The following is a 25,363-nucleotide window of genomic DNA, read 5'->3' as shown; positions in this document are numbered from 1 at the left end:
TGAATGACTTCGACGGTAGGTTCGTCTTCGGAAATAGATAAGTCAGCTTTGGACAAGTGGCGCCAGGGCGACTACACGGTCGACATCAAGCAATTCTTGGTGGTTGACAGTGTTGAAGACGGCGAACTTGTGCCATTCGGGCTGGATGTGCCGGGTTTCGTCGTCATTAGCCAGACCTGCGACATCGTCAATTTTGGACCCGGCAAAGAGAGTGTTGTGGTTTGCCCGCTCCGGGAAGTCACTGACAGCTTTCTGAAGGAAATTCAAAGCGGTCGAACGCCAGTTGCCGCGAAGCTTCAACACCCTCCTAAAGCGACTGTCGTTATCGATCTAAACCGCATGATGACAGTGCCAAAGAGCGTTTTGAAGGCTAAAACGCGAAGTCGGATTTAGTGACGATGCCGAGAGGAACCGTTTTGGCGAGGCGCTGGCTCGTAAGCACGGTCGGTTTGCTTTCCCTGATGATTTCAACGACGAGGTGCTCGGCGCCATCCGAAGCAAAATGCAAAAGTGGCACGATAGGGACTCGGATAACGGAAAGGCGTTGCGTTCAATTGCGAGCATTCGCGCAACCGCCGCACCGGATTGGGATGCGAAGGTAGTTGAGGTTGGCTTCAGAGCGATATTGCACCCAGAGGTTCGGAGGCTGATCTCTAACGAAAAGATAAATGATGTGTTGAAGTCGCTTTTTGACGGTGTGCTATGGCCCGCCAAATACAACAGGGCTAGTCCGCTTTTCATCATGCAAACCTTGGCCGACTTAAGTGCGCAAGATTATGTCGACAGCATGCCTATCGACTGGGACTATCTCTCTAGTTCGTCGAAATAGAAGCCGGTCGGCTTGCCGTGATTCGCAGGTCCATCCCAATATGCCTAACGGGCGAATGGATACGAGGCTCCGGTAGCTATGTGGTCGCTGGCTAACATGCGCACGCCAGACGCTCAACTGAGCGTCTAATAACCGTATGATTTTCTTAGAGAAACTGGAGCGGGCGAAGGGATTCGAACCCTCGACCCCAACCTTGGCAAGGTTGTGCTCTACCCCTGAGCTACACCCGCTCAATCCACATCGGTCCGGGGTAGTTGTTGGACCGTGGGCGCCGCCTCGCGGCGACCGGCGCTATATGGCCTAACGGGTTTTCAAATGCAACAGGGAAATGACGGAGAGGTGAAGAAAAATTCTCCTGCTCGCGCGGGCCGGGCGGAAAGGCCGCAAATGCGGGGCAAAGCGTCGGCCGCAAAGATTGCCAAACGATGTCGACGGACTTAATCAGGACGCCTTGTCTTTTTCCCTTCCTATCCAATGGATTGCCCAATGTCCGAAAATGTCCCGAAGACCAGAGAAGAATTGTTTGCCTTTCTCGATGGGCTCGGCATTGCCCATAAGACGGTTGACCATGCGCCGGTTTTCACCGTGGCGGAATCGGTTGCGCTGCGCGACGAGATCCCCGGCGGCCACACCAAGAACCTGTTCGTCAAGGACAAGAAGGACAGGTATTTTCTGCTGACCGTCGAGGAAAACGCTGCCGTCGATCTCAAGCAGGTGCATAATGCCATCGGCGGGTCCGGCAGGGTCTCCTTCGGCAGGCCCGAGAAGTTGATGGAATATCTCGGCGTCATTCCCGGCGCGGTCACTGCATTCGGCGCGATCAACGATACTGCGGCGAATGTCACCTTCGTGCTCGATACCGATCTGATGCGCGAGGAGATCATCAACTGCCATCCGCTATCCAACGATGCGACGACATCGATTGCGAGCTCCGATCTCATCCGTTTCATGGAAGCGACCGGGCATAAGCCGCTTGTCTTGAAAGTGACGTCCTGACATACGATTTTAGCGCTAAAGCGCGTCGCGGACTTTCAGTTTCGCTTGCGGCGCTTTAGGCCTTTGGTTTTGTGCATGTCTTGATCGCAAAACCGCTACACTTTTGCGCGACATGCTTTAGCAAAGACGCCGGCAAGATCGGCGCGGCGGGAGATACCTATGAGCGGCAGCGACAACCCCTATAACAGTTCCTTCGGAAATCAGATGACGGCGACGACAAGCTTCGGCGCCACCCCAGAACCCGTGGCTGCAGCCGGCAGCTACATCACCGACACCACGACCGCGAATTTCGGCAAGGACGTCATCGAGGAATCGCGCAATCAACCGGTGCTGGTGGATTTCTGGGCGCCCTGGTGCGGGCCGTGCAAGCAGCTGACGCCGGTGTTGGAGAAGGTGGTCAACGAAGCCAAGGGCCGCGTCCGGCTGGTCAAGATGAACATCGACGACCATCCCTCGATCGCCGGCCAGCTCGGCATCCAGTCGATCCCCGCCGTGATCGCCTTCGTTAACGGCCGCCCCGCCGACGGCTTCATGGGTGCAGTGCCGGAAAGCCAGATTCAGCAGTTCATCGACCGTATCGCCGGCCCGGCCGGCGCCGATGAGGCGGCCGAGATCGAAGCCGTGGTTACGGAAGCAGCAGAACTGCTGGCCGCCGGCAACATCAATGAGGCCGCTCAGCTCTACGCCGCGGTGATGCAGGCCGATCCCGAAAATGCCAAGGCGATTGCCGGCATGGCCGAGTGCATGATCGTCGCAAACCAGCATGAGCGGGCGCGCGAAACTCTGACTGATCTGCCGGAAGAGTTGGCGAAGGACGCCGGTATCCAGGCCGTACTGAAAAAGCTCGAACAGATCGAGGAAGCCCGCAAGCTCGGCGATCCTGTTGCGCTCGAACGTGGCCTTGCCGTCAACCCCGACGACCATGAGGCGCGGCTGAAGCTCGCCAAGATCCTCAATGTCGAAGGCCGGCGCGACGAAGCGGCCGAGCACCTGCTGCTGATCATGCGCAAGGACCGCGCCTTTGACGATGACGGCGCCCGTCGCCAGCTGCTGCAGTTCTTCGAGGTCTGGGGCTTCAAGGATCCGGCGACGATTTCGGCTCGGCGCAAGCTTTCGGCGATGCTGTTCTCGTAAAGCGCCGCGGGTCCGACAGGGCGGCAAGGCGCTGTATTGCTTTGTATCCCTGTCTGATCCTGTTGAAAGGCGATTCGGATTTTCGGAGGTAGGCGCTAAGTTTCGAGCAACTGCCCTTGCGTTTTCGGACGGGGGCACCACATTCTCGTGAGGACGGGCATGCCCGTTACAAGAATGCGGGACGGTTTCATGCAAGTCGGGAATGCCAGATACCTGAAGCCGGGCGATCTGCCTGATACAATCGCCGTCTTTCCCCTGACCGGTGCCCTCCTTCTGCCGGCCGGGCAGCTTCCGCTCAACATTTTCGAGCCGCGTTATCTGGCGATGCTGGATGCTGTACTGACGGGAAACCGGCTGATCGGCATGGTGCAGCCGGCGCTCGGCGAACACGAAGACAAGGGCGGCGATCCCAATCTTGCCGCCGTCGGCTGCCTTGGCCGCATCACCTCCTTCGCCGAAACTGGCGACGGCCGCTATATCGTCTCGCTGACCGGCGTCTGCCGCTTTCGGTTGCTTGAGGAGAAAGCAACCAGCGATCCGTTCCGCACCTTCCGTATCGCGCCGTTCATCGCCGATCTCTCGGCCGCGAACGAGGAGGAGGCGGTCGACCGCGCAGCGCTTCTGACTGCCTTCAAGGCCTATCTCGATGCCAACAAGCTGGAAGCGGACTGGGAGAGCGTCGAGCGGGCGAGCAATCTGACGCTTGTCAATTCGCTGGCGATGATGTCGCCGTTCGGACCGGCTGAAAAGCAGGCACTGCTGGAAGCGCCCGATCTGAAGACGCGGGCCGAAACGCTGATCGCCATTACCGAGATCGTGCTGGCGCGGGTCTTCGGTGACTCCGACACGGTTCTGCAGTAGACTTCAGCCATGGATGAAAAACTCAGCCGCGTCGATCCAAAGCTGCTCGATCTGCTGGTCTGCCCGCTCTCCAAGGGCCGGCTTTCCTATGATCGCGAACACAATGAGCTAGTCTCGGAAAAGGCGCGGCTTGCCTATCCGATCCGCGACGGCATTCCGATCATGCTGGTGTCCGAAGCCCGTCGCCTCGACGAATAGGCGTCTTTAAATCACTATCAAATGACTTGGCCTGCCAGCAGCCGCGGATTGTCCTTTGCCGTCGTTCCAGCCGCCTGGCCGATGAAGAAAGATTTGAGGCGCGGCAGCCGGTCGACGATGCCGAGGCCGACGTCGCGGGCGATGCGGATCGGTGTTGCGTCGTTGGAGAACAGCCGGTTCAGCACGTCCGTCGTCACGCCCATACGGAAGGTGTCGAAGCGGCGCCAGGTCTGGTAGCGTTCGAGAATGTTGATCGATCCGATATCGAGGCCGAGCCGATCAGCCTCCACGATCGTTTCGGCAAGTGCCGCTACATCCTTGAAGCCGAGATTGAGGCCCTGGCCTGAGATCGGGTGAATGCCGTGGGCGGCGTCGCCGGCCAGCGCGAAACGCGGTGCGACGAAGGCGCGTGCCAGCGTCAGGCCGAGCGGGAAGGCGCGTTTGTCGCCGATGATTTTCAGCGCCCCAAGCTTGTGGCCGAAGCGGCGTTCGAGCTCTTCCTCGAAGACCAGGTCGTCGGCGGCGACCAGCCGATCGGCATCATGTGTCCGCTCCGTCCAGACGAGCGAGGAGCGATTGTTCTTGAGCGGCAGGATGGCGAAGGGACCGGCCGGCAGGAAATGCTCCTCGGCGCAGCCATCATGCGGCCGCTCATGTTCGACCGTGGCAACGATGCCCGACTGGCCGTAGTTCCAGGTGACGGTCTTGATGCCGGCGAGATCGCGCAGCGTCGAGCGCACGCCGTCGCAGGCAACCAACAGCCGGCTCTCCAGCGCGCTGCCATCCGAAAGCGTGACGGTTATGTGGCTGTCGTGCGTCTTCAGCTCCGTGGCGCCGAGCCCGTGACGGATGTCGATGCCGAGCCGCTCGCAGACGCCCCGCAGCGCTGCGACCATGGCGACATTCGGGATCATGTGGGCGAAAGGCCGGCCTTCCGCCGCTTCGCCGTCGAAGGTGAGAAAAACCGGGCGCACCGGATCAGAGGTCTTGGAGTCGGTAACGATCATTTTGGTGATCGGCTGGGCTTCCGGCTCGATCTCATTCCAGATGCCGAAGACCTCGAGCATCTTCGACGCCGCCGCGATGACGGCGGAAGCGCGCGTGTCGTTTTTCCAGACATGCTCCGGGGCCGCCTCGACGACGACGACATTCAGATGGGGGGCTGCCTGTTTGACCGCGACAGCGGCGGAAAGGCCGACATAACCCCCGCCCACAACCAGCATGTCCAGCATCGCGCCGCTCCCGTACCTTGTGCCTCAGATGTGACCTATATAGATCATCGCAACTTCACTTCCTACCGCCGGGAGACATACAAAATGACGCGCGAGACGACCGGGTCTTCGGCAATGGAGACACTGCTTTCGACGCTCGACCTGGAGCCGATCGAGGTCGATATCTTCCGTGGACGCAGCCCGCAGGCCGGCTGGCAGCGCGTCTTCGGCGGCCAGGTGATCGGCCAGGCGCTGATGGCGGCGCAGCGCACCATCGAGGGCGAGCGTTTCGTCCATTCGCTGCATGCTTATTTCATGCGGCCCGGCGATCCCTCGGTGCCGATCATCTACCAGGCGGAGCGCATCCGCGATGGATCGAGCTTCAATACCAGGCGCGTCGTCGCGATCCAGCACGGCAAGGCGATCTTCACGCTGTCGGCCTCCTTCCAGGTGGAGGAGCCGGGCTTCGATCACCAGATCGTCATGCCTGAGGTGACAATGCCCGAAGCGCTGCTTGGCGAACAGCAGATCAAGGAGCAATATCTCGCGCATGCGCCGGAGGCGATCCGAAAATACTGGCAGCGCGAGCGGCCGATCGAGATCCGTCCCGTCTCGCTGACGCATTATTTTTCCGACAAGAAGCTCGATCCCAAACAAGACGTTTGGGTGCGCGCCACCGGCCCGGTTCCCGACGACCGGCTCTATCAGGCGGCCGTGCTTGCCTATCTCTCGGACATGACCCTGCTCGATACGTCGCTTTATGCACACGGCACCTCCATCTTCGATCAGAGCCTGCAGGTGGCAAGTCTCGATCATTCGATGTGGTTTCACAGGCCCTGCAAGCTCGACGACTGGTTGCTTTATACGCAGGACAGCCCGTCGGCGTCGGGTGCCAGAGGGCTGACCCGGGGTAGCCTGTTTACCCGATCGGGTGAGTTGATTGCCTCTGTCGCACAGGAGGGTTTGATTCGGAAAAAGGCAAATGAATAAAAAATACGCATCTTTTTAAAATTGCGCATTATTTGTGCGATTGATGGCCGATCATTTGCCGATCATTTGCCTGTTTATTGGCGCCCGGTATTATAATCGTTATTTTTCAATAAGTTATTCCATGCCTCGAATCTGGCACGTCCCTTGAATGTATATCGCCGGTCGCTGTTCAGGAACGTCAGCGGCAAGGAGAGTCGGCTCCGCGCCGAGGATAACGAAGGATGGGAAACCAGATGAAAATTGTGATGGCTATTATCAAGCCGTTCAAGCTCGATGAGGTCCGCGAAGCTCTTACGGCGATCGGCATTCAAGGGCTGACCGTGACCGAAGTGAAGGGCTACGGGCGCCAGAAGGGGCATACCGAAATCTATCGCGGCACCGAATATGCGGTCAGCTTCCTGCCGAAGCTCAAGATCGAAATCGCGGTTGCATCGGAACTCGTCGACAGGGCGGTCGAGGCCATCGCGGCATCGGCCAAGACCGGTCAGATCGGCGACGGCAAGATTTTCGTCTATTCGATCGACCATGCCGTGCGCATCCGTACGGGCGAAACCGATTCAGAAGCGCTGTAAGCGGCAGATCAAGGAGCTTTTTCCAATGTCAATTTCGAAGTTTTCTTCCACCTTTGCGCGGATTTGCGCAGCTTCGGCAGCGCTTCTCGCGCCGGCCGTCGCTTTCGCGCAGGAAGCTGCACCGGCTGCGGCTGCAGCACCGGTGCCGGACAAGGGCGATACTGCCTTCATGTTCATTTCCACGATCCTTGTGCTGTTCATGCTGGTGCCCGGCCTAGCACTCTTCTATGGCGGTCTCGTTCGCGCCAAGAACATGCTCTCCGTTTTGATGCAGTGCACGATGATCGGCGCGGTGGTTATGCTGATCTGGGTGATTTACGGCTATTCCTTCGCTTTCGGCGGTTCGGACAGCCCCTATTGGGGCGGCACAGCCAAGATGTTCCTTTCCGGCGTTTCCACGGCAACCACGGCTGCAACCTTCTCCAAGGGCGTCGTCATTCCGGAATTCATCTTCATGTTATTCCAGATGACCTTCGCAGCGATCACACCTGCCCTGATCATCGGGGCTTTCGCCGAGCGCATCAAATTTTCGGCTGCAGTTCTCTTCTGCGCACTTTGGGCGACTTTCGTCTACTTTCCGATCGCGCACATGGTCTGGGATTCGAACGGCATGCTCTTCAAGATGGGCGCGCTTGACTTCGCAGGGGGTACGGTCGTCCACATCAATGCCGGTATCGCTGGTATCATTGGCGCTCTTCTGGTCGGTAAGCGCACCGGCTACGGCAAGGACATGATGGCACCGCATTCGATGACGCTGACCATGGTCGGCGCCTCGATGCTCTGGGTCGGCTGGTTTGGCTTCAACGCGGGCTCCAACCTCGAAGCCTCCGGCGGTGCGATGCTTGCAACGGTCAACACCTTCATCGCGACCGCAGCTGCCATCGTTTCCTGGACGCTCGTCGAAACCCTTGCTCGTGGCAAGGCGTCTATGCTCGGCGGTGCTTCCGGCATGGTTGCGGGTCTCGTTGCCATCACGCCGGCTGCTGGAATCGCCGGTCCGATGGGCGCGATTGTCATGGGCCTAGCCGTTTCGCCGCTTTGCTACTTCTTCGTATCCGTCGTGAAGAACAAGTTCGGCTATGACGACACCGCAGACGTCTTCGGCGTGCACTGCGTGGGCGGCATATTCGGCGCTATCGCAACGGGCGTCTTCGCCAGCGCGTCGCTCGGCGGCGTCGGCTATGTCGAAGGTGTGACGATGGGAAGCCAGGTCGTTGTTCAGCTCATTGCCGTTCTCACTACCATCATATGGTGCGGCGTCGGTTCGGCGATCCTCTACAAGATCGTCGATGTCGTCATCGGGCTGCGCGTCAGCGTCGAAGCCGAGCGCGAAGGTCTCGACCTCGCGACCCACGGCGAAGCCGCCTACCACTCGTAAATCAGCTTTGCGGCGCCTGGCTTAAGGGCGCCGCTCCACGGCCCGTCGCGGCCTATCTAGAGCTTTTCCGGGTTAGACCCGGAAAAGCTGCCATAGACCGCATTTGGCCCGGACCTCTCAAGGTTCGGGCTTTTTTTATTTCCCTGTCGCGAATGCACGTCCAGGCGTGCATGGTTAACATCGCTTTAACCCGGCTCTGATTAGGTGGAGCGGACGCATTTTGGCATGGCGAAGCTTCGGTGATTCGCCTGCCCTCAGGCATTGGACGGGTTAGACACATGGCAAGAAGCACGTCGCCGGCGATGGATGGCCGTCCGGATCGGTTCTCCCTCTCGGCATTCATGCTGCGGCAGATCCAGGCCCTCATCGGCTTTGCGATCTTTCTGCTATTGGCGCTCTGCGTCGCGGCGCTGGCGACATGGAACGTTGCCGATCCGAGCTATTCCTATGCCACTGCCAATCTGCCGACCAATATCCTCGGTTATAGCGGCGCTGCCTTTGCCGATATCGTCATGCAGTTTCTCGGCCTTGCCAGCGTCATTTCGATGCTGCCGATCGTCGCCTGGGCGCTGACGCTGATCTCGGGCCGCCGCTTCAGCCGTATCCCCGCCCGAGCCGGCGCCTGGCTTGCCGGTACGGTGCTTTCCTGCGCCGTGATCGGCTGCTTCCCGCCGCCGCTCACTTGGCCGATCCCGAACGGGATCGGTGGCGTCATCGGCGACATGATCCTGCGTTTTCCCGCACTCTTCGTCGGCGCTTATCCCACCGGCACCTTCGCCATGGTCGTCGGCTGCATCTTTGCCGCGCCGACCGCCTGGATGATGCTATTTGCGTCGGGCCTCGTCGGCCGCAGCGACTCCGAGGAGGAGATCGAGGAAGATTGCGTCGGGACAACAAGCAAGGTCCGCGTCGTCGGAGACGAGGACGAGGACGACGAGTCGCGCTGGGTCGCTCTTAGCGGTGCGATGACCCATGCTTGGTACATGAGCCAAGGGCGGCTGCGCCGGCTCTTCGGCATGGGGCCGCGCAAGCGCCGCCAGGGCGATTTCGAATCACCCTATGATTTCAACGATGACGAGTTCGGCACGCTGAACGAACCCGTCCGCGCTAAGGCGCCCACCGTCCGCGGCGAGCGCATGGAGCCGTCGATGGAGGCACGCGCAGCATCGCCGCGGCGTATCGTCTCTGCACCGTCGCTTTCCGTCGATGACGACGATGATGACGACGATCTGCCCTTCGATGCCGACATGCCGCCGCGCCCGGCCGATATTCTGCCCGATGATGACGACGACGACTGGATGATCCGCGCACCGGCAAAGGCCGCCGGCAAGCCGGAACCGCGCGTCGTGCCTTTGGTCTCGCGTCCGAAGCCCAGCGCCCGCATCGAGCGGGAGGCGCAGGGCTCGTTCATCCGTCCGGAGGGTTTCCAACTGCCCTCGATGCATCTGCTTGCCGAACCGAAGAATGTCGTGCGCGACTCGACGCTATCGGCCGATGCGCTGGAGCAGAACGCCCGCATGCTCGAAGGCGTGCTTGAGGATTTCGGCGTCAAGGGCGAGATCATCCATGTCCGCCCCGGCCCGGTCGTCACGCTCTATGAACTGGAGCCGGCGCCCGGCATCAAGTCGTCGCGCGTCATCGGCCTTGCCGACGATATCGCCCGCTCGATGAGCGCCATTGCCGCCCGCGTCGCCGTCGTGCCCGGCCGCAACGCGATCGGCATCGAATTGCCGAACCAGACGCGCGAGACCGTCTATCTGCGTGAACTTATCGCCTCCAGGGATTTCGAAGGCAGCAAGGCGAAGCTCGCCATGGCGCTCGGCAAGACGATCGGCGGCGAAGCCGTCATCGCCGACCTCGCCAAGATGCCGCATCTGCTCGTCGCCGGCACCACCGGCTCCGGCAAGTCGGTCGCCATCAACACGATGATCCTGTCGCTGCTTTACCGCATGACGCCGGAACAATGCCGGCTGATCATGATCGACCCGAAGATGCTCGAACTTTCGGTCTATGACGGAATCCCGCATCTGCTTTCGCCCGTCGTCACCGATCCCAAGAAGGCCGTCGTCGCGCTCAAATGGACCGTGCGCGAGATGGAAGAGCGCTACAAGAAGATGTCGAAGATCGGTGTTCGCAACATCGACGGCTTCAACACCCGCGTCGAGCAGGCCTTGTCGAAGGGCGAGGCGATCTCGCGCACGGTGCAGACCGGCTTCGACCGTCACACCGGCGAGGCAATGTACGAGACCGAAGAATTCGACCTCAGGCCAATGCCCTATATCGTCGTCATCATCGACGAAATGGCCGACCTGATGATGGTCGCTGGCAAGGATATCGAAGGCGCCGTGCAACGGTTGGCGCAAATGGCGCGCGCGGCCGGCATCCATGTGATCATGGCGACACAGCGCCCATCGGTCGACGTCATTACCGGCACGATCAAGGCGAACTTCCCGACCCGCATCTCCTTCCAGGTCACCTCGAAGATCGACAGCCGCACCATCCTTGGTGAACAGGGCGCCGAACAGCTGCTTGGCATGGGCGACATGCTCTACATGGCGGGCGGCGGACGTATCCAGCGCGTGCATGGTCCGTTCGTCTCGGATGTCGAGGTGGAAGAGATCGTCTCCTACCTGAAGACCCAGGGCTCGCCGCAGTATCTCGATGCGATCACCGCCGACGACGACGAAGATGGTGATTACGGCGGCGGTGGCCCGGCCGGCACGTCCAACCTTTCGGAATCGGAAGATCCTTACGATCAGGCTGTCGCCATCGTGCTGCGTGATGGCAAGGCCTCGACCTCCTACGTCCAGCGCCGGCTCGGCATCGGCTACAATCGGGCCGCCTCGCTGATCGAGCGGATGGAGAAGGAAGGCATCATCGGGCCGGCCAATCATGCCGGCAAACGCGAGATTCTTGTTCCGACCGAAGGCGATATCCTCGACCGCTGAAATAATTGGCATATATTTCCAATAGGGCCGGTTTTGCGGAAACCTGACAGCGTCGAAGCCGTTACCTCTCGCGGGCCGATCGCAACGCCTTGAAGACGCCGTCTTTCGGCAGCATGCAGATCGCATAAAGGAGATTTAGATGAGTAACTCCGACCCCTTCCTCTCCGGCCTGACGGTAACGCGCCGCGATCTTCTCGGCGCCTTTGCCGTTGCTGCGATGGTGAGCGCCGTTCCCTTCGGTGCTTATGCGCAGGCGGCAGCTCCCGCCTCCGGCACCGCGCAGGCGATCGCCGACCACTTCTCCGGTGTCACGACGATGCAGGGCGAATTCGTGCAGTTCGGTCCGCGCGGCGAGCAGACCGGCGGCAAGTTTTTCATCCAGCGGCCCGGCAAACTGCGCTTCAATTATGACGACCCGTCGCCGATGCGCGTGATCGCCGACGGCAAAAACGTCGCCATCGGCAATACCAAGCTGAAAACCTGGGACCTCTATCCGCTCTCGAAGACGCCGCTCAGCCTGCTCCTGGCGCAGCACATCGACCTCTCGGCCGGCATGGTGAAGCGCGTGAAGGAAGAGTCGGATCTGACGACGATTGCGCTCGGCAACAACACGGTATTCGGCAGCTCGACCATCACCATGATGTTCGACCCGAAGACCTACGACCTGCGTCAGTGGACGATCACCGACAACCAGGGCAAGGACACGTCGGTGATGATCTTCAACGTCAAGACAGGCATGCAGTTCGACGATCGCGTGTTCCGCGTGCCCTATGAGACCATTCCGGGCACGCCTCAGTCCCGCGACTGACGCCTTTTTGGTTGACTGTCCCCTGTTTTGCACGCGGGCGGTTCCCTCCCATCCGCCTTTGTTCTAAAGCCCTTTCATGAAAGCATGAAAGGGCTGGGAATATGGGCTTTTCGATCACCACCTGGAACATCAACTCGGTGCGGCTGCGCATGCCGATCGTCGAGCAGCTCGTTCTCAAGCACAGGCCCGACATTCTCTGCCTGCAGGAAACCAAGGTGGCGAACGAGCTCTTTCCGGCCGCACCGCTGCGGGCGATGGGCTACGATCACATCATCATCCACGGCCAGAAAGGCTATCACGGCGTGGCGATCGCCTCGCGCATTCCGCTGACGGAGGATCACCGGCAGGATTATTGCGGGGTCGGCGATGCCAGACACATTTCGGCGATTTTCGAGCGCGGCAATCGCCGTGTCCGGCTGCACAATTTCTACGTTCCGGCCGGCGGCGACGAGCCCGACCGTACCGTCAATCCGAAATTCGGCCACAAGCTCGATTTCATCGAGGAGATGAAGCGGCTGAAAGCCAATGGTGAGAGCAACACCTCCGCTATCCTGGTCGGCGACCTGAACGTCGCGCCGCTGGAGCACGATGTCTGGTCGCACAAGCAGCTCCTGAAGATCGTCAGCCATACGCCTGTCGAGACCGACGGGCTGCTTGAGGTGATGAAGCGCGGCGGTTGGCTCGATCTCATGCGCCAGCATGTGCCGGAGAACGAGAAGCTCTATACCTGGTGGAGCTACCGCGCCAAGGACTGGGAGGCGGCCGATCGCGGCCGCCGTCTCGACCATATCTGGTCGTCATCGGATCTCGGGCCGCATCTCCGGCGCATCGAGATCCTGAAGGAGGCGCGCGGCTGGGACCGGCCCTCGGACCATGTGCCGGTCACGGCGCATTTCGATCTTTAGAGCGGTGTGGTGGTTCAGCTTTTCGTGGAAGCGCAGAACCGCTCCAGCAGGCCTCAGCTGAAGCGGTAGAACTGGCTTGCGGCCTTTGCCGCAAGTTCGGCGAGATTGTCGCGGATGCGGTTCTGGATCAGCAGGGCTGCGTCCGGATATTCCTCGATCAGTCGGTGGAAGAGGGCGCGGGTGATGCGGATGATGCCGGTGTCCTCGCGCGCCACCGCGGTGAACTTGCGCTCCACCAGCGTGACCAGCGCCAGTTCGGAAATCATCGTTCCGGGGCCGGCGACCCCCTCCGTCTTCTGCATGCCGTCGCTGCTTGCAGCGCTCAGCTCCAGGCTGCCGCTGAGGACGACATAGGCACTCTCGGCGGGCGAGCCCTGGCGAAACAGCATCTGGCCGGCCGCGATCATGCGCCGATCGGCGCCGAAGGCGATCAGCCGCAGCTGATCCTCGTTCATATCCCTGAACAAAGGAAGCTGCGCGAGCATGTGGATGTCGTCGGTCAGCGCCATGCGGGCTTTTCGCCTAAGAGCAATTCCATCAAAAGCGCGTAGCGGCTTTGCGTCCGGAATTGCGTGAAAACAGAGAGATAGAGCATTTCCGTGATTCGGAGAAAAATGAAAATGCTCTAGGGTATGATCTTGTAGCCGCCGTTTTCGGTGACCAGGATTTCGGCATTGGAGGGATCGCGCTCGATCTTCTGGCGCAGCCGGTAAACGTGGGTTTCCAGCGTATGCGTCGTCACGCCGGAATTATAGCCCCAGACCTCTTCGAGAAGCACGTCGCGGGTCACGACCTTCTGTTCGGCACGATAGAGATAGCGGATGATCGCCGCCTCCTTTTCCGTCAGCCGGATCTTCTGGCCGTTATCGGTGGTGAGCAGTTTCTGGCTCGGCTTGAAGAGGTAGGGGCCGACGGTGAAGGTGGCGTCCTCGCTCTGCTCGTGCTGGCGCAGTTGCACGCGAATGCGCGCGAGCAGCACGGCGAAACGGAAGGGCTTGGTGACATAGTCGTTGGCGCCGGCTTCGAGGCCAAGGATCGTGTCGGAATCGGTATCGTGGCCGGTCAGCATGATGATTGGCGCCTTGAAGCCGCCCTTGCGCAGCAGTTTCACCGCCTCGCGGCCGTCCATATCGGGCAGGCCGACATCCATGATCAGCAGATCGACCGGTGTCGAGCGGGCGGTCGCAACACCCTTGCCGGCGTTGGCTTCCTGCAGAACCGAAAACTCCTCATACAGCGACAATTGCTCCGTCAGCGTCTGACGAAGGTCGTCGTCGTCATCCACCAGAAGAATGGTGCGTGCGGTCATGCCGTCTTGTCCTCGTGTTATCTTCCCTAGTCCTACGCCAAATTCCTGGTTTGGCAAGGATCGGGCGGCGGGCTGTTGCCGCACAGGTTTTCATATGATTTCAATGGGAGCCCCAGACAATGCAAGACATGCGAGAAAAATGGAAAAAACAAGGCGGAAGCCGGGGATGAAGCCGTCGACGATCGTGGTGCGGCCGGCGCCGGGCCAGAAAAGCCGGGCGATCGTCCGGTTCGGCGCCATCACCGTCCCTGCCGCGATCGGCCGCTCCGGACGAACCGCAATGAAACGAGAGGGCGACGGCGCCACACCGATCGCCTCGATGAGGCTGATATCAGGCTTCCGGCGTGGTGAGCGAAACGGCCGGCTCGCCACTTCTCTTCCCATCCGCCGCATCCGCGCCGACATGCTCTGGTGCGATCAGCCCGACAACGCCAGCTATAATCGCCTCGTCAGGGGGCCGTTCGGCCCGAGCCATGAGGAGATGCGGCGTGGCGACGGGCTCTACGATATCTGTCTGGTGATGGACTGGAACATCTCCTCGCGGGCGCGCAATCGCGGCTCGGCGATCTTCTTCCATCTCATCCGGCCGGGCTACGAGCCGACGGCCGGCTGCGTGGCGGTCAGCCTCAGCGACATGCGCCGGCTTCTGCCGCATCTTCGGAAAGGGACGATTGTCCGGGTCCTCTGATTGTCTTCCGGATACGGCCGCCTATATGTTTTCGGTGACCGAGCGCTCAGGCTGAAATGCGTTCCGGGACGCCTAAAAGTGTGGGCGCAATTCATGCCTCGTCCAATTCTCAAACTCCCGGAGATATATTGTGACCGCTCAACCCATCATTACTTTCCATGACGGACATTCCGTTCCCCAGGTCGGTCTCGGCGTCTGGCAGACGCCGCAGGACATTGCCGCCCCGACGGTGCGTACCGCAATTGCCGCCGGCTATCGCCATATCGATACGGCGTCCGGCTACGACAACGAAGAGGGCGTCGGTGAAGGCATCCGCTCTTCCGGCCTCGACCGCAAGGATATCTTCGTCACCACCAAGCTTAGGAATACCGACCAGGGTTACGACAATGCGCTCAGCGCCTTCGACGGCAGCCTGAAGAAACTCGGCTCCGACTATGTCGATCTCTATCTCATTCACTGGCCGTCGCCGCATCGCGGCCTCTACACCGAGACCTGGAAGGCTTTCGTGCGCATCCGCGAAGAGGGCCGCGCCCGCTCGATCGGCGTGTCGAATTTCTTTCCCGAACATCTGGAGCGCATCATCGGCGAAACCGGTGTCGTTCCGGTCATCAACCAGATCGAACTGCATCCCGACTTCCAGCAGAAGGCGGCGCAGGAGGCGCACAAGAAGCTGAATATCGCCACCGAATCCTGGAGCCCTCTCGGCCAGGGCAAATTCATTTCGAACCCGGTTATCGGTGAGATCGCCGGCAAGCATCGGAAGACGCCGGCCCAGGTCATCATCCGCTGGCATATCGACACCGGCCTCGTCGTCATCCCGAAGTCGGTGACGCCGTCGCGTATCGAGGAGAACTTCCAGGTATTCGATTTCAAGCTTGATGCCGATGACATGGCGGCGATCGCCAGACTCGACCGCGCCAGCGCCCGCATGGGACCGGACCCGATGACGGCAACTTTCTGATCGTCGTTTCGATCACGACCCAACCCATCAAAGGCCGCCTCTGAAGAAAAGATCGCCGCGGCGGCGGCCACATGGCACAGGTCACGCAGCCTTCACGTCAGTAATTGCAACTGGACGATCCGTTGGTCGGGGCAAAGCCGTAGTTGCAGGTATTGCCCAGGTTCGTCGGCCGTCTAATCGAGCCGGTATAATCGTCGAAGGCGCGCGAGGGATACCAATAACCGTTCGAGCTCTTGATATAACCGGGTCGGGCCTTGCTGGAGCCGCGATATCCGTTGACTGACGGTACTCTGTTCTGCGCCACCTGCAGCAGTTGGCTCGACGAGACCTGCGTGAGCGGCGGTAGGGTTGGATGCATCGATACGGCGCCCACGGCGTCGATCGATGCCAGCGATGCAAATACGGTCAGGATGGCATGCGCGAGACTCTTTGCCATTTTCCGCCTCATGACGACACTCCCCAAGGCGCAGTGTTCGCCGAAGCCGTCCGTAGCAGGCTGACGGTCTGTCGCGTGTCGCGCCTGATATCGATGAGGCCACAGGAATTTATCGATGTCGATTGCCCGAAAGGATGAAATGGGAATTGCCGGCGACGCACAAATGGGCTCGCCCGCAAGGGCATAGTCAAATCGCAAACGATCTAAGTTTTCATGCAAAACCTTAAGACGCTGCAGATCTTTGTGCGCTTGGGCGGCGCGCCGTGCTGCAAGCCGCAACAGCCTCGCACCGAAGCGACAGGGTCATGAAAGGCGAAGCCGCCCGATGTGCTCTGCAGGCATCGGGCGGCTTTCATTCTCTCCGTCGGACGGATCAGTTCCAGTCGCGGATATCGACGAAGTGACCGGCGATCGCGGCGGCAGCGGCCATTGCCGGCGAGACGAGATGCGTGCGGCCCTTGAAGCCCTGACGGCCTTCGAAGTTGCGGTTCGAGGTCGAGGCGCAACGCTCGCCCGGCTTCAGGCGGTCGTCATTCATGGCCAGGCACATCGAGCAGCCCGGCTCGCGCCAGTCGAAACCGGCAGCCTTGAAGATCTTGTCGAGGCCTTCGGCCTCCGCCTGTTCCTTGACGAGGCCGGAGCCCGGAACGATCATCGCATCGACGGTGGCGGCAACCGTCTTGCCTTCGACCACCTTGGCGACTTCGCGCAGATCCTCGATGCGGCCGTTGGTGCAGGAACCGATGAAGACGCGATCGAGGGTAATGTCGGTCATCTTCGTGCCAGGCTTCAGACCCATATAGTCGAGGGCGCGCCACTTGGAGGTGCGCTTGGTCTCGTCCTGGATGTCGTCGGGGTTCGGGACGATGCCCTGGACGGAGATAACGTCCTCGGGCGAGGAGCCCCAGGAGACGATCGGCGGCAGGCTGGCGGCATCGAGCACGACGACGCGGTCATAGTGAGCGCCTTCGTCGGTCTCCAATGTCTTCCAGTAGGCGATTGCCTGTTGCAGCGCCTCGCCCTTCGGCGCGCGCGGCTTGCCCTTGATGTATTCGAAGGTCTTTTCGTCAGGGGCGATCAGGCCGGCGCGGGCGCCGCCTTCGATCGTCATGTTGCAGATGGTCATGCGGCCTTCCATCGACAGCGCGCGGATCGCTTCGCCGGCAAATTCGATGACGTGGCCGGTGCCGCCGGCGGTGCCGATTTCGCCGATGATGGCGAGGATGATGTCCTTGGCGGTAACGTGCGGCGGAAGCAGGCCGTCGACCCGCACCAGCATGTTCTTCGCCTTCTTCTGGATCAGCGTCTGGGTCGCCAGCACATGCTCGACTTCGGAGGTGCCGATGCCGTGCGCCAGCGCGCCGAAGGCGCCGTGCGTCGAAGTGTGGCTGTCACCGCAGACGATGGTCATGCCGGGCAGGGTGAAGCCCTGTTCCGGACCGACGATGTGGACGATGCCCTGGCGCTTGTCGCTTGCCGAATAATATTCGACGCCGAATTCGGCGGCGTTGGTGGCCAGCGCTTCCACCTGGATGCGGCTTTCCTCGTTTTTGATGCCGAGATGGCGATCGGGCGAGGTCGGAACGTTATGGTCGACGACGGCGAGCGTCTTTTCCGGGGCGCGAACCTTGCGGCCGGTCATGCGCAGGCCTTCGAACGCCTGCGGCGACGTGACTTCATGGACCAGATGGCGGTCGATGTAGAGAAGACAGGTGCCGTCCGGCTGTTGGTCGACCAGGTGATCGTCCCAGATCTTGTCGTAGAGAGTACGCGGTGCGCTCATGGCGTTAAGTCCGTTTTTTGGATGCTTTGGGAAATCGAGAAAAAAGCGGATCAGGCTCCGCCGGCCGTCATTCGATCAACGAAGTCGGCTGCTGAGCGCACCGGACACGCATGCAAAGAACCGCGCCGGCAGGCGATAGTGGTCCTGCAGCACGAAAATATGCGCACCTGTGCATCTGAACTTGGATTCCATCGCCTGCATATAACGATTTTTCGCGGCGGCTTCAATTTGAATCATCAAAGGGCGTCCGCGGTCCCTTCAGCCGTGTCACGGCTATCGATCGTTCACCGCGACTTCATCCACTTCTCCGTCCGCCGCAGCGCCAGCGACAGGCCGATCGTCAGGATCAGGTAGATATAGGTGACGATCGAATAGGTTTCGAAGAAGCGGAAGGAGCCGGCGGCATAGACCTTGCCCATCTGAGTGATGTCGGCGACGCCGAGCACGGAGACGAGCGAGCTGTCCTTCACCATCGAGACGAAATCGTTGGAGAGCGGCGGGAAGATCACCCGGATCGCCTGCGGGAAGACGACGGAACGGAAGCGCCGGTAGCGGGAAAGGCCGAGTGCCTTGGCAGCCTCGATCTGGCCGAGATCGACCGACTGGAAACCGGCCCGGAAGATCTCGGCGATGAAGGAAGAGTAACCGATCGTCAGCGCGATGATCGCTCGCCACATCAACGAGAGATCGCGCACCAGGATGGGCTCGGCCATGCCTGATGTCACCAGCGGCGAAATCAGGACGTTATAGGAAGCAACCAGAGCCGGTGCACCGACGAAGGCGACGTAGAACAGTAGCACGAGGATCGGGATGCCGCGGATGATCTCAATGTAGAATCGCGCGATCTGGCGCAACACCTGGCTGTCGGCCATGCCGAGCAGGCAGATGCCGAGGCCGAGCACGGTGGCGAGCACGAAGGCGACCAGCGTGACGAAGACGGTGATGCCGACACCGTTGACGACGGTGCGGAAAACCTGAGCGTAGATATCGTTGGCGACGATGACGGCAGCAAGGGCGATGCCGATCACGACAAGCGCGATCAGCCACCAGGGATAGTCGTCCTTGACGTGCCTGTCGGGAGATGGTCGCAAAGCCATCAGCAATTGCTCGGCGTCATTCGCCCATCTTGTAGTCGAGGAACCACTTCTTGTTCAGCGCATCCAGCGTGCCGTCGGCCTTGAGAGCGGCGATGGCGGCATTGACCGGGGCGACGAGATCGGAGCCCTTCGGGAAAATGAAGCCGAAATCCTCGGTGCCGAGCGGCTCGCCGATCAGTTTCAGGGCGCCGCCCGAGGCATCGACATAACCCTTGCCGGCAGTGCCGTCTGTCAACACGACGTCGACGTCGCCGGCCTTCAGGGCCTGGACGGTGGCGCCGAAGGTTTCGAACAGCTTGATGCGCGGGTTCTGTTCGTTGCCGTCGAGCACTTCATAGACAGCGGTATAGAAAGGCGTCGTGCCGGGTTGCGCGCCGACCAGGCCGTCCTTGAATGCGCCGAAGGACTTGGCCTCGGTGAAACGCTTCTCGTCGCCGCGCACCAGCATGAACTGTTGCGAGCGCATATAGGGGTCGGAGAAATCGACCTTCTGCTTGCGGTCTTCCTTGATGGTAATGCCGGTCATGCCGATATTGTACTGGCCGTCGGAAACCGCCTGGATCATCGCGTCCCAGCTGGTGTTCTGATACTCGACCTTGAAATTCAGGCGCTTGGCGATCTCGTTCATCGCATCATATTCCCAGCCGATCGGCTTGCCGGATTTCGGATCCACGAATTGCAGCGGCGGATAGGCGTTCTCGGTAACGACGACGACGCTCTTGCCGCCTAGATCGGGCAGCGCAGCGGCCATTGCGGCGAGCGGCAGAAGACTAAGGGCGGCGAAGCTCGCAAGAACGGTGCGGCGAAACAACATTGATCGGTTCCCTAAAATTGAACGGCAAAAACTGTCATGGAAGATAGGTCCGAGGCAAGGCCGCCTGCTGCACGCCGAAGCAAAAAATAGAAAAGGCGACCCGAAGGCCGCCTTTTCAAGCAAAGAATTTTGCTTCAAGCAAAGACTGCGTCACGCAGATGTTATTCTGCTGCCGGTTCCGCGGCGGCAGCGGCTGCTGCTTCAGCAGCGGCCTTGGCTTCCGCTGCTTCTGCTACTGCCTTCTCGGCGGCGAGCGCCTGGGCTGCTGCAACCTTTTCAGCTTCGATGCGTGCCTTTTCCTCGGCAATGGCGGCGCGCTCGGCGTCGTTAAGCTTGCGGGCGCGGACGCCGGTGTCTTCAACAATACGGGCAGACTTGCCGCGACGGTCGCGCAGGTAATAAAGCTTGGCGCGACGGACCTTACCACGGCGAACGACGTCGACGCTTTCGATCATCGGCGAGTAAACCGGGAATACGCGCTCGACGCCTTCGCCGTACGAGATCTTGCGGACCGTGAAGTTTTCCTGCAGGCCGCCGCCGGAGCGGGCGATGCAGACGCCTTCATAGGCCTGAACGCGGGTACGGGTGCCTTCCGTGACCTTCACGTTGACGCGGAGGGTGTCGCCCGGGGAAAATTCTGGAAGCGTGCGCTTGGCTTCGATCTTGGCGACCTGTTCGGCCTCAAGCTGCTGAATGATGTTCATCGTCTTAACCTTTGGTTCTTCTGAAACAGCCAGAGCGCTCGACACTGATCCTTTGGAACTGGCCTCGGGACTTTGCCCTTTCGGGCGGGAGCGGGTTCGCCATTCTTTGTTTGCTGGCAGACGGGGATAAACCCCATTTCCGCGTGCGCCAATACACCAAAGCCCAGGGCTTGTCATCCCTCGCACGACATTTTTGTGAAAAAGGCCGTGAAATCAGCCGTTTTTGTCACTCTCAGCTTTTTCGAGCAGGTCCGGCCGTCGCTCCCGCGTCAGCCGCACCGCCTCCTGATGCCGCCATTTTTCGATGGCGCCGTGGTTGCCCGAGGTGAGAATGGCGGGGATTTCCCGGCCTTCCCAAGCCTGCGGCCGGGTATAGTGGGGATGTTCCAGAAGGCCGCCTTCGAAGCTTTCGTGCAGGCCGGAAAGATCGTTGCCCATGACACCGGGCAGGATGCGGATGATCGCGTCGAGCACGATCAGCGCCGCCGGCTCGCCGCCTGATAGCACGTAGTCGCCGATCGAGACCTCTTCCAGTCCGCGCGCCTCGATCACTCGCTGGTCGACGCCCTCAAAGCGGCCGCAGACGATGATGACGCCGTTGCCGGCCGCAAGCTCGCGTACGCGCTCCTGCGTCAGCGGCCGGCCGCGCGGGCTCATCAGCAGGCGCGGGCGGGTATCATTTTCCGCGGTGCTGTCGATCGCACGGGCGAGAACGTCGGGTTTCAGCACCATGCCGGCGCCGCCGCCAGCCGGAGTGTCGTCGACGGTGCGGTGCCTGTCGGTGGCGAAGTCGCGGATTTGCACTGCATCCAGCGACCATTGCCCTCGCTCCATCGCCTTGCCGGCGAGCGAGAAGCCCAGATGCCCCGGAAACATTTCCGGATAGAGTGTCAGCACGCTCGCCCGGAAGGCCATGGCGTTACTTCTTCTTTTTCGGCTTGTCCGCGGTGAATTTCGAAAGCTCTTCGGAATCGTCGACCAGCCCTGCCGCCAGTGGATCGATCAGCAGCGTTCCGGCCTCGAGATCGATCTCCAGCACCGAGGCTTCGGAGAAGGGGATTAGCACCGGGCGTTTGCCCGGACCCTTGAGTTCCAGCAGGTCGCCGCCGCCGAAATCGAAGACGCCGGTGACCGTGCCATAGCTGACGCCCTTGTCGTCGCGTGCTTCGAGACCTTCGAGATCGGCATAGTAGAACTCGTCGTCCTCCAGTTCTTCGTCCGGCAGGTTGTCGCGCTCGATATAGAGCTCAAGCCCGTTCAGCGCCTCGGCGGCATTGCGGTCGTTGACGCCGCGGAAACGGACGACGACGATATTCTTCGTCTCGCGGATTTCCAGCACTTCGAAGCTGCGGCCGTCCATGCTGTGCAGGTGGCCGTAGTCGCCAAGTGAGCTCGGATCGGCTGTGTAGGCCTTGGCACGCACCTCTCCCCGGAGGCCTTGCGCGCCACCGATCGTTGCCATCAGAACGGGGTTTTCAAGCTTTGTCATGGGTTCCTTCATGTGAAGCCGAAAGTCAGTTTCTCATAAACGAAGTGCGGACGATTGGAAACGAAAACGGGCGGCATGTCGCCATGCCGCCCGTTCGATAAGGGACTGTCCCGATTATTCCGCGGCGTCGGCAGCAGCAGCGTCGGCGTCAGCAACCTTCTGAGCCTTTTCGGCGGCGCGTTCCTGGGCGCGCTTGCCAGGCTTTGCCTTGACCGGGTTGTTCTTGACTTCGCGCTTGGCAACGCCGGCTTCATCGAGGAAGCGCAGAACGCGATCGGTCGGCTGGGCGCCTTGTTCGATCCAATGCTTGATACGCTCGGCGTTCAGCTGAACGCGCTTCTCATCGTCCTTGGCAAGCATCGGGTTCCAGGAACCGAGGCTTTCGAGGAAGCGGCCGTCACGCGGGCTGCGCGCATCGGCGAGAACGACGTGGTAGTACGGGCGCTTCTTGGAGCCACCGCGGGCGAGACGAATTTTCAGTGCCATGTTCTTTACTCCTTAGGCTTTTCTTGATCGCCTGATTAGGCGGGGTTATCGGGCTGCGGCGCTCTGCTCAGCGTGATCCGCAGCGATCTGCTCATGATGCCGGATGACTTCCTTGATGACGAAGTTCAGGAACTTCTCGGCGAAATCCGGGTCCAGATTGGCAGCCTTCGCCAGCTGGCGAAGGCGTTCGATCTGGTATTCCTCGCGCGCCGGGTCGGCCGGCGGCAGATTGTATTTGGCCTTCAGCACGCCGACCTCTTTGGTGCAGCGGAAGCGTTCGGCCAGCATGTGCACGAGAGCGGCATCGATGTTGTCGATCGACTGACGATAGCTCGCGAGCTGGGCTTTGACGTTTGGATCAATCATGGGGCAAGCGATCCTTTCACTTCTTCTTCGGCAATCCGGGCAATCCCGGGAAACCACCGCCAAGGCCCGGCAGCTTGGCGCCGCCGAGGCCCGACAAACCACCCGGCAGACCGCCGAGACCGGGCATACCCCCACCCGGCTTTCCAAGTCCCGCCGCTTCTGCCTGCTTCTGCAAGGCTTCGAGCTGCCGGGGATCGATATTCGAGAGATCGGGCATACCGCCACCCATACCGCCCATGCCACCGCCAAGCCCCATCTTGCCGGCAAGGCCGCCCATCATCTGCTTCATCATGCCGCCTTTGCCCTTGCCGCCCATCATCTTCATCATGTCCGCCATCTGGCGGTGCATCTTCAGAAGTTTGTTGATGGCGGCGGCATCGGTGCCGGAGCCGGCGGCGATGCGCTTCTTGCGCGAATGCTTGAGCAGGTCGGGATTGGTGCGCTCGGCCTTGGTCATCGACTGGATGATGGCGATCTGACGGCCGAAAAGCCGGTCGTCGAGGCCGGCTGCGGCCATCTTGTCCTTCATGCCCGACATGCCGGGCATCATCCCCATAATGCCGCCCATACCGCCCATCTTCTGCATCTGGCGCAGCTGGTCGGCGAGGTCGTCAAGGTCGAATTTGCCCTTGGCCATCTTGGCGGCCATGGCGGCCGCCTTCTCGGCGTCGATATTCTCGGCCGCGCGCTCGACGAGCGAAACGATGTCGCCCATGCCGAGGATGCGGTCAGCGATGCGGCGGGGATGGAACTCCTCGAGCTCGCTCATCTTCTCGCCGACGCCGATCAGCTTGATCGGCTTGCCGGTGACGGCGCGCATCGAAAGGGCAGCACCGCCGCGACCGTCGCCGTCCATGCGGGTCAGCACCAGGCCGGTGATGCCGACGCGCTCGTCGAAACTGCGGGCGAGGTTGACGGCGTCCTGACCGGTGAGGCTGTCGGCGACCAGCAGGATTTCATGCGGGTTCGAGCGCTTCTTGATGTCGGCCATCTCGGCCATCAAGGGCTCGTCGATATGGGTGCGGCCGGCGGTATCGAGGATGACGACGTCATGGCCGCCGAGCTTGGCCGCCTGGACGGCGCGGGCGGCGATATCGGTCGGCGACTGGCCTGATATGACAGGCAGCGTGTCGATATTGGCCTGGGCGCCGAGCTGGCGAAGTTGCTCCTGGGCTGCCGGACGGCGCGTGTCGAGCGACGCCATCAGCACTTTCTTCTTATCGCGCGTCGACAGGCGGTGGGCGATCTTGGCCGTCGTCGTCGTCTTGCCGGAGCCCTGCAGGCCGACCATCATGACGACGACGGGGGCCGCCGCATGCAGGTCGATGCCGACACCTTCGCCGCCCAGCATCTCGATCAGTTCGTCATGGACGATCTTGACGACCATCTGGCCGGGCTTGATCGACTTCAGGATCTCGGCGCCGACGGCCTTTTCACGCACGCGGTCGGTAAAGGAGCGCACGACGTCGAGAGCGACGTCCGCCTCCAGCAAAGCACGGCGAACCTCGCGCAGCGCTGCGGAAACATCGGCTTCCGAAAGCGCGCCACGGCCTGTCAGTCCATTCAGAATGGATCCAAGACGGTCCTGGAGGTTTTCAAACATCGGCTCTTCCTTGATACGTTTCGGGCGGGGGGTCGGATATGCCCGGAAACGTCGTGCTTTTCCTTGACGAAAACAAGACGCAAAGCCAAAAAGCACCCGAGGGCGCATCGCGCTGTCGGGTGTTGACCTCCGGGATCTCAGGTCCCGGTCGGCGGCTCGGAGTCATGCGGCTCGTCGCGGATTGGGCGGGATAAACAGGAAACGCGCGGGAAAGTCAAGGCAGATGGGGCAACGGCTCGTCGCGATTTTTCAGAAGTCGCGTGATGTCGGCGTACGCGACGGTGCCGTCCTGAAGAAACAACGCAGTCGATCGTCGATTGAACCGATGTATTGGACTTGCGATTCTGCCGGCGAATTCTGCCGGTTTTCAGATTTTACCGCTCAAAATTCCGCTCAGTCGTTCGAATTCGCTGTAGCGGCCAGTTGCAAATTATTCCGCTTGTGATTCTACTTTCTACTTAAGTGCGTCCTGTAAAATGATTCGTGAATATCCTTGATGCCGATGAATCGGCGGAGATATCGAATGTTAAATCCTGATATTGAGAGCTGGGCGCTGGCGCGGGCCCATCATATTGTTTTGAACGAAGGCCTGAACCTTGCAAAGGCGGCACAGGATCTGGATCGCAAGCGGTCCCGCTCGCTGGTCTACGAGCTGAGAAAGGTCATCACCGCAGCTATTGTCGAGGCGCATGCCGCGTCCTTCGATCCAGACGGCGCCGAGCGGTAAAGCCGAACCGGCTTGAAGGGTCGGCGGGCCACAGCGTCTGCCCGGCACTCATCCCACTGGTAATTCTTTC

28 protein-coding genes and 1 tRNA gene are annotated in these 25,363 nt (G+C 60.8%); 14 read left to right on the top strand and 15 right to left on the bottom strand.

The features are described 5' to 3' along the window. Positions 1 to 3: 3 nt before the first annotated feature. Positions 4 to 393 carry a hypothetical protein gene (locus tag J3O30_RS21535; protein WP_207582176.1) on the top strand — a complete coding sequence of 130 codons (390 nt, stop codon included), beginning with the start codon at positions 4 to 6 and terminating at the stop codon, positions 391 to 393. A 591-nt stretch (positions 394 to 984) separates the two neighbouring features. Here the strand turns inward: J3O30_RS21535 and J3O30_RS21530 are convergent. Then, a tRNA-Gly gene (locus tag J3O30_RS21530) sits at positions 985 to 1,059 on the bottom strand. Between the two features lie 256 nt (positions 1,060 to 1,315). Between J3O30_RS21530 and J3O30_RS21525 the strand changes: the two genes are divergently transcribed. From J3O30_RS21525 to J3O30_RS21510, 4 genes are all read left to right on the top strand, one after another. Next, the gene (locus tag J3O30_RS21525) at positions 1,316 to 1,825 is read left to right on the top strand and encodes a prolyl-tRNA synthetase associated domain-containing protein (protein WP_207582175.1); all 510 of its coding nucleotides are present in this window, start codon (positions 1,316 to 1,318) and stop codon (positions 1,823 to 1,825) included. Positions 1,826 to 1,984: 159 nt separating this feature from the next. Continuing rightward, complete coding sequence (trxA, locus tag J3O30_RS21520) at positions 1,985 to 2,959, top strand: thioredoxin (protein ID WP_207582174.1); 975 nt, start codon at positions 1,985 to 1,987, stop codon at positions 2,957 to 2,959. Positions 2,960 to 3,133: 174 nt separating this feature from the next. Beyond that, positions 3,134 to 3,820, top strand: a complete 687-nt coding sequence (locus tag J3O30_RS21515; protein WP_207584400.1) for an LON peptidase substrate-binding domain-containing protein — start codon at positions 3,134 to 3,136, stop codon at positions 3,818 to 3,820. A 9-nt stretch (positions 3,821 to 3,829) separates the two neighbouring features. Then, entirely contained in the window at positions 3,830 to 4,018 is a 189-nt protein-coding gene (locus J3O30_RS21510) for a Trm112 family protein (protein WP_003589705.1), read from the top strand. A gap of 17 nt (positions 4,019 to 4,035) precedes the next feature. Here J3O30_RS21510 and J3O30_RS21505 read toward each other — a convergent pair whose 3' ends face one another. Beyond that, positions 4,036 to 5,250, bottom strand: a complete 1,215-nt coding sequence (locus J3O30_RS21505) for a ubiquinone biosynthesis hydroxylase (RefSeq protein WP_207582173.1) — start codon at positions 5,248 to 5,250, stop codon at positions 4,036 to 4,038. An 84-nt stretch (positions 5,251 to 5,334) separates the two neighbouring features. On the opposite strand from J3O30_RS21505, the gene tesB reads away from it, so the two are divergent. The 6 genes from tesB (at position 5,335) to J3O30_RS21475 (ending at position 12,830) form a co-directional block, all read left to right on the top strand. Further along, the gene (gene tesB / locus J3O30_RS21500; protein WP_207582172.1) at positions 5,335 to 6,219 is read left to right on the top strand and encodes an acyl-CoA thioesterase II; all 885 of its coding nucleotides are present in this window, start codon (positions 5,335 to 5,337) and stop codon (positions 6,217 to 6,219) included. A 221-nt stretch (positions 6,220 to 6,440) separates the two neighbouring features. After that, complete coding sequence (locus J3O30_RS21495) at positions 6,441 to 6,791, top strand: P-II family nitrogen regulator (protein ID WP_003543684.1); 351 nt, start codon at positions 6,441 to 6,443, stop codon at positions 6,789 to 6,791. Between the two features lie 25 nt (positions 6,792 to 6,816). Continuing rightward, entirely contained in the window at positions 6,817 to 8,169 is a 1,353-nt protein-coding gene (locus J3O30_RS21490; protein WP_207582171.1) for an ammonium transporter, read from the top strand. A 278-nt stretch (positions 8,170 to 8,447) separates the two neighbouring features. After that, entirely contained in the window at positions 8,448 to 11,117 is a 2,670-nt protein-coding gene (locus tag J3O30_RS21485; RefSeq protein WP_207582170.1) for a DNA translocase FtsK, read from the top strand. A gap of 139 nt (positions 11,118 to 11,256) precedes the next feature. After that, on the top strand, positions 11,257 to 11,925 hold the full coding sequence (locus J3O30_RS21480; RefSeq protein ID WP_207582169.1) for an outer membrane lipoprotein carrier protein LolA: 669 nt from the start codon (positions 11,257 to 11,259) through the stop codon (positions 11,923 to 11,925). A gap of 101 nt (positions 11,926 to 12,026) precedes the next feature. Further along, on the top strand, positions 12,027 to 12,830 hold the full coding sequence (locus J3O30_RS21475) for an exodeoxyribonuclease III (protein WP_207582168.1): 804 nt from the start codon (positions 12,027 to 12,029) through the stop codon (positions 12,828 to 12,830). 53 nt (positions 12,831 to 12,883) lie between these two features. Here the strand turns inward: J3O30_RS21475 and J3O30_RS21470 are convergent, their stop codons facing one another. Both J3O30_RS21470 and J3O30_RS21465 read right to left on the bottom strand, forming a co-directional pair. Next, positions 12,884 to 13,339, bottom strand: a complete 456-nt coding sequence (locus J3O30_RS21470) for a cyclic nucleotide-binding domain-containing protein (RefSeq protein ID WP_207582167.1) — start codon at positions 13,337 to 13,339, stop codon at positions 12,884 to 12,886. Positions 13,340 to 13,455: 116 nt separating this feature from the next. After that, a complete protein-coding gene (locus tag J3O30_RS21465; RefSeq protein ID WP_003582964.1) occupies positions 13,456 to 14,139 on the bottom strand; it encodes a response regulator transcription factor in 684 nt (227 codons plus the stop codon). A 166-nt stretch (positions 14,140 to 14,305) separates the two neighbouring features. Between J3O30_RS21465 and J3O30_RS21460 the strand changes: the two genes are divergently transcribed. Together J3O30_RS21460 and J3O30_RS21455 are read left to right on the top strand one after the other, a co-directional pair. After that, positions 14,306 to 14,827: a L,D-transpeptidase gene (locus J3O30_RS21460; protein ID WP_207582166.1), complete on the top strand. Its 522-nt coding sequence runs from the start codon at positions 14,306 to 14,308 to the stop codon at positions 14,825 to 14,827. A gap of 130 nt (positions 14,828 to 14,957) precedes the next feature. Then, complete coding sequence (locus tag J3O30_RS21455; RefSeq protein ID WP_207582165.1) at positions 14,958 to 15,788, top strand: aldo/keto reductase; 831 nt, start codon at positions 14,958 to 14,960, stop codon at positions 15,786 to 15,788. A gap of 97 nt (positions 15,789 to 15,885) precedes the next feature. Here the strand turns inward: J3O30_RS21455 and J3O30_RS21450 are convergent, their stop codons facing one another. The 11 genes from J3O30_RS21450 to ffh form a co-directional block, all read right to left on the bottom strand. After that, a complete protein-coding gene (locus J3O30_RS21450) occupies positions 15,886 to 16,236 on the bottom strand; it encodes a cell surface protein (RefSeq protein ID WP_207584399.1) in 351 nt (116 codons plus the stop codon). Between the two features lie 361 nt (positions 16,237 to 16,597). After that, positions 16,598 to 18,007 carry a 3-isopropylmalate dehydratase large subunit gene (gene leuC, locus J3O30_RS21445; RefSeq protein ID WP_207582164.1) on the bottom strand — a complete coding sequence of 470 codons (1,410 nt, stop codon included), beginning with the start codon at positions 18,005 to 18,007 and terminating at the stop codon, positions 16,598 to 16,600. Positions 18,008 to 18,082: 75 nt separating this feature from the next. Beyond that, positions 18,083 to 18,244 (bottom strand): hypothetical protein, encoded by a 162-nt coding sequence (locus tag J3O30_RS21440; RefSeq protein ID WP_007632413.1) that lies wholly within the window; start codon positions 18,242 to 18,244, stop codon positions 18,083 to 18,085. Positions 18,245 to 18,291: 47 nt separating this feature from the next. Then, positions 18,292 to 19,104, bottom strand: a complete 813-nt coding sequence (locus J3O30_RS21435) for an amino acid ABC transporter permease (RefSeq protein WP_207582163.1) — start codon at positions 19,102 to 19,104, stop codon at positions 18,292 to 18,294. A gap of 16 nt (positions 19,105 to 19,120) precedes the next feature. Next, entirely contained in the window at positions 19,121 to 19,918 is a 798-nt protein-coding gene (locus tag J3O30_RS21430; protein WP_207582162.1) for a basic amino acid ABC transporter substrate-binding protein, read from the bottom strand. 161 nt (positions 19,919 to 20,079) lie between these two features. Continuing rightward, positions 20,080 to 20,622, bottom strand: coding sequence for a 50S ribosomal protein L19 (gene rplS, locus J3O30_RS21425; protein WP_207582161.1), 543 nt, complete (start codon positions 20,620 to 20,622; stop codon positions 20,080 to 20,082). A gap of 213 nt (positions 20,623 to 20,835) precedes the next feature. Beyond that, positions 20,836 to 21,537, bottom strand: coding sequence for a tRNA (guanosine(37)-N1)-methyltransferase TrmD (trmD, locus tag J3O30_RS21420; protein ID WP_207582160.1), 702 nt, complete (start codon positions 21,535 to 21,537; stop codon positions 20,836 to 20,838). A gap of 4 nt (positions 21,538 to 21,541) precedes the next feature. Next, positions 21,542 to 22,111 carry a ribosome maturation factor RimM gene (rimM, locus tag J3O30_RS21415; protein ID WP_007632422.1) on the bottom strand — a complete coding sequence of 190 codons (570 nt, stop codon included), beginning with the start codon at positions 22,109 to 22,111 and terminating at the stop codon, positions 21,542 to 21,544. Between the two features lie 114 nt (positions 22,112 to 22,225). Then, entirely contained in the window at positions 22,226 to 22,597 is a 372-nt protein-coding gene (rpsP, locus tag J3O30_RS21410; RefSeq protein WP_207582159.1) for a 30S ribosomal protein S16, read from the bottom strand. Positions 22,598 to 22,642: 45 nt separating this feature from the next. Continuing rightward, positions 22,643 to 22,963 (bottom strand): chorismate mutase, encoded by a 321-nt coding sequence (locus tag J3O30_RS21405; protein ID WP_003543666.1) that lies wholly within the window; start codon positions 22,961 to 22,963, stop codon positions 22,643 to 22,645. 16 nt (positions 22,964 to 22,979) lie between these two features. Continuing rightward, positions 22,980 to 24,566 (bottom strand): signal recognition particle protein, encoded by a 1,587-nt coding sequence (gene ffh / locus J3O30_RS21400; protein ID WP_207582158.1) that lies wholly within the window; start codon positions 24,564 to 24,566, stop codon positions 22,980 to 22,982. 502 nt (positions 24,567 to 25,068) lie between these two features. On the opposite strand from ffh, the gene J3O30_RS21395 reads away from it, so the two are divergent. After that, on the top strand, positions 25,069 to 25,293 hold the full coding sequence (locus J3O30_RS21395) for a hypothetical protein (RefSeq protein WP_207584398.1): 225 nt from the start codon (positions 25,069 to 25,071) through the stop codon (positions 25,291 to 25,293). Positions 25,294 to 25,363 lie beyond the last annotated feature (70 nt).

It is taken from the genome of Rhizobium sp. NZLR1 (assembly GCF_017357385.1).
GTDB lineage: Bacteria > Pseudomonadota > Alphaproteobacteria > Rhizobiales > Rhizobiaceae > Rhizobium.
This window is presented reverse-complemented; position numbering and strand designations above follow the sequence as displayed.

What these genes read in the sequence shown, in the direction of transcription:
- J3O30_RS21535 (WP_207582176.1), top strand. Translation starts at nt 4, where the DNA reads ATGACTTCGACGGTAGGTTCGTCTTCGGAAATAGATAAGTCAGCTTTG.
- J3O30_RS21525 (WP_207582175.1), top strand. Translation starts at nt 1,316, where the DNA reads ATGTCCGAAAATGTCCCGAAGACCAGAGAAGAATTGTTTGCCTTTCTC.
- trxA (WP_207582174.1), top strand. Translation starts at nt 1,985, where the DNA reads ATGAGCGGCAGCGACAACCCCTATAACAGTTCCTTCGGAAATCAGATG.
- J3O30_RS21515 (WP_207584400.1), top strand. Translation starts at nt 3,134, where the DNA reads ATGCGGGACGGTTTCATGCAAGTCGGGAATGCCAGATACCTGAAGCCG.
- J3O30_RS21510 (WP_003589705.1), top strand. Translation starts at nt 3,830, where the DNA reads ATGGATGAAAAACTCAGCCGCGTCGATCCAAAGCTGCTCGATCTGCTG.
- J3O30_RS21505 (WP_207582173.1), bottom strand. Translation starts at nt 5,250, where the DNA reads ATGCTGGACATGCTGGTTGTGGGCGGGGGTTATGTCGGCCTTTCCGCC.
- tesB (WP_207582172.1), top strand. Translation starts at nt 5,335, where the DNA reads ATGACGCGCGAGACGACCGGGTCTTCGGCAATGGAGACACTGCTTTCG.
- J3O30_RS21495 (WP_003543684.1), top strand. Translation starts at nt 6,441, where the DNA reads ATGGGAAACCAGATGAAAATTGTGATGGCTATTATCAAGCCGTTCAAG.
- J3O30_RS21490 (WP_207582171.1), top strand. Translation starts at nt 6,817, where the DNA reads ATGTCAATTTCGAAGTTTTCTTCCACCTTTGCGCGGATTTGCGCAGCT.
- J3O30_RS21485 (WP_207582170.1), top strand. Translation starts at nt 8,448, where the DNA reads ATGGCAAGAAGCACGTCGCCGGCGATGGATGGCCGTCCGGATCGGTTC.
- J3O30_RS21480 (WP_207582169.1), top strand. Translation starts at nt 11,257, where the DNA reads ATGAGTAACTCCGACCCCTTCCTCTCCGGCCTGACGGTAACGCGCCGC.
- J3O30_RS21475 (WP_207582168.1), top strand. Translation starts at nt 12,027, where the DNA reads ATGGGCTTTTCGATCACCACCTGGAACATCAACTCGGTGCGGCTGCGC.
- J3O30_RS21470 (WP_207582167.1), bottom strand. Translation starts at nt 13,339, where the DNA reads ATGGCGCTGACCGACGACATCCACATGCTCGCGCAGCTTCCTTTGTTC.
- J3O30_RS21465 (WP_003582964.1), bottom strand. Translation starts at nt 14,139, where the DNA reads ATGACCGCACGCACCATTCTTCTGGTGGATGACGACGACGACCTTCGT.
- J3O30_RS21460 (WP_207582166.1), top strand. Translation starts at nt 14,306, where the DNA reads ATGAAGCCGTCGACGATCGTGGTGCGGCCGGCGCCGGGCCAGAAAAGC.
- J3O30_RS21450 (WP_207584399.1), bottom strand. Translation starts at nt 16,236, where the DNA reads ATGAGGCGGAAAATGGCAAAGAGTCTCGCGCATGCCATCCTGACCGTA.
- leuC (WP_207582164.1), bottom strand. Translation starts at nt 18,007, where the DNA reads ATGAGCGCACCGCGTACTCTCTACGACAAGATCTGGGACGATCACCTG.
- J3O30_RS21440 (WP_007632413.1), bottom strand. Translation starts at nt 18,244, where the DNA reads ATGATTCAAATTGAAGCCGCCGCGAAAAATCGTTATATGCAGGCGATG.
- J3O30_RS21435 (WP_207582163.1), bottom strand. Translation starts at nt 19,104, where the DNA reads ATGGCTTTGCGACCATCTCCCGACAGGCACGTCAAGGACGACTATCCC.
- J3O30_RS21430 (WP_207582162.1), bottom strand. Translation starts at nt 19,918, where the DNA reads ATGTTGTTTCGCCGCACCGTTCTTGCGAGCTTCGCCGCCCTTAGTCTT.
- rplS (WP_207582161.1), bottom strand. Translation starts at nt 20,622, where the DNA reads ATGAACATCATTCAGCAGCTTGAGGCCGAACAGGTCGCCAAGATCGAA.
- trmD (WP_207582160.1), bottom strand. Translation starts at nt 21,537, where the DNA reads ATGGCCTTCCGGGCGAGCGTGCTGACACTCTATCCGGAAATGTTTCCG.
- rimM (WP_007632422.1), bottom strand. Translation starts at nt 22,111, where the DNA reads ATGACAAAGCTTGAAAACCCCGTTCTGATGGCAACGATCGGTGGCGCG.
- rpsP (WP_207582159.1), bottom strand. Translation starts at nt 22,597, where the DNA reads ATGGCACTGAAAATTCGTCTCGCCCGCGGTGGCTCCAAGAAGCGCCCG.
- J3O30_RS21405 (WP_003543666.1), bottom strand. Translation starts at nt 22,963, where the DNA reads ATGATTGATCCAAACGTCAAAGCCCAGCTCGCGAGCTATCGTCAGTCG.
- ffh (WP_207582158.1), bottom strand. Translation starts at nt 24,566, where the DNA reads ATGTTTGAAAACCTCCAGGACCGTCTTGGATCCATTCTGAATGGACTG.
- J3O30_RS21395 (WP_207584398.1), top strand. Translation starts at nt 25,069, where the DNA reads ATGAATCGGCGGAGATATCGAATGTTAAATCCTGATATTGAGAGCTGG.